This is a genomic window from Coprococcus intestinihominis (assembly GCF_040096555.1).
Classification (GTDB): Bacteria; Bacillota; Clostridia; order Lachnospirales; family Lachnospiraceae; genus Coprococcus_A; species Coprococcus_A intestinihominis.
The window spans coordinates 1-1,191 of sequence record NZ_JBBMEK010000455.1 but is presented as its reverse complement, the minus strand read 5'-3'; the positions used below and the strand labels follow the sequence as shown (position 1 = coordinate 1,191).

1 protein-coding gene is annotated in these 1,191 nt (G+C 49.5%); it reads left to right on the top strand.

Annotation, left to right across the window (positions count from 1 at the left end):
• The coding region (locus WMO25_RS18180; RefSeq protein ID WP_349086646.1) for a helicase-like domain-containing protein at nt 1-1,191 on the top strand (1,191 nt) is incomplete at both ends.

The window sequence follows — 1,191 nt, the reverse complement described above, 5'->3', positions numbered from 1 at the left end:
TCTCCCAACTACAACGATGTGGCGGCGTATGTCACCTACGGTACAGAGCGAGCCAACGCATATCGGATTCTGGAGGAAACGCTGAATCTGAAGGATATTCGTATCTATGATACGATTGAAGATGCAGATGGTAAGCAGAAGCGTGTCCTCAATAAAAAAGAAACTACCCTGGCACAGCAGAAACAGCATGCAATCAAGGATGCGTTCCGAGATTGGATTTGGAGAGATCCGCACAGACGAGAAACCCTTTCCACCAAGTACAACGAACTTTTTAACTCCACCAGACCTCGTGAGTATGATGGCTCTCATATCCGTTTCGGCGGCATGAACCCGGATATTACCCTCCGTGAACACCAGAGAAATGCTATCGCTCATGTGCTATATGGTGGAAATACGCTGCTTGCACACGAAGTTGGTGCGGGCAAGACCTTCGAGATGGCTGCATCGGCTATGGAGAGTAAACGGCTTGGATTGAGCCAGAAATCCCTGTTCGTTGTGCCGAATCACTTGACCTTACAGTGGGCAAACGAGTTCCTGCACCTCTATCCGAGTGCCAAGCTCCTTGTTGCCACCAAGAAGGATTTTGAAACAGCAAACCGTAAGAAGTTCTGCGCTCGTATCGCAACGGGTGACTATGATGCAGTCATCATCGGTCACAGCCAGTTTGAAAAAATCCCGCTTTCTGCCGAACGACAGGAACGGCAGCTGCGGGAGCAGATTGATGAGATCGAGGGTGCGATTGCGGAGCTGAAATGGCAGCGTGGCGAAAACTTCACGATCAAGCAGATGGAGAAAACACGAAAATCATTGGAAGCCAGACTGGACAAGCTCCTTGCCGCTGACAAGAAAGATGATGTCATTACCTTTGAGCAGTTGGGTGTAGACCGGCTGTTTGTGGACGAAAGCCATGCGTTCAAGAATTTGTTCCTCTACACAAAAATGCGAAATGTGGCAGGTCTGTCCACCTCCGAAGCCCAGAAATCTTCGGATATGTTTATGAAGTGCCGCTATATGGATGAGCTGACCGGCGGGCGTGGTGTGATCTTTGCAACCGGTACTCCAGTAAGTAACTCGATGACCGAGCTTTATACGGTCATGCGCTATCTCCAGTACAGTACGCTCCAGCAAAAGAACCTGACCCATTTTGATTCCTGGGCATCGACCTTCGGAGAAACAACAACTGCGATTGAG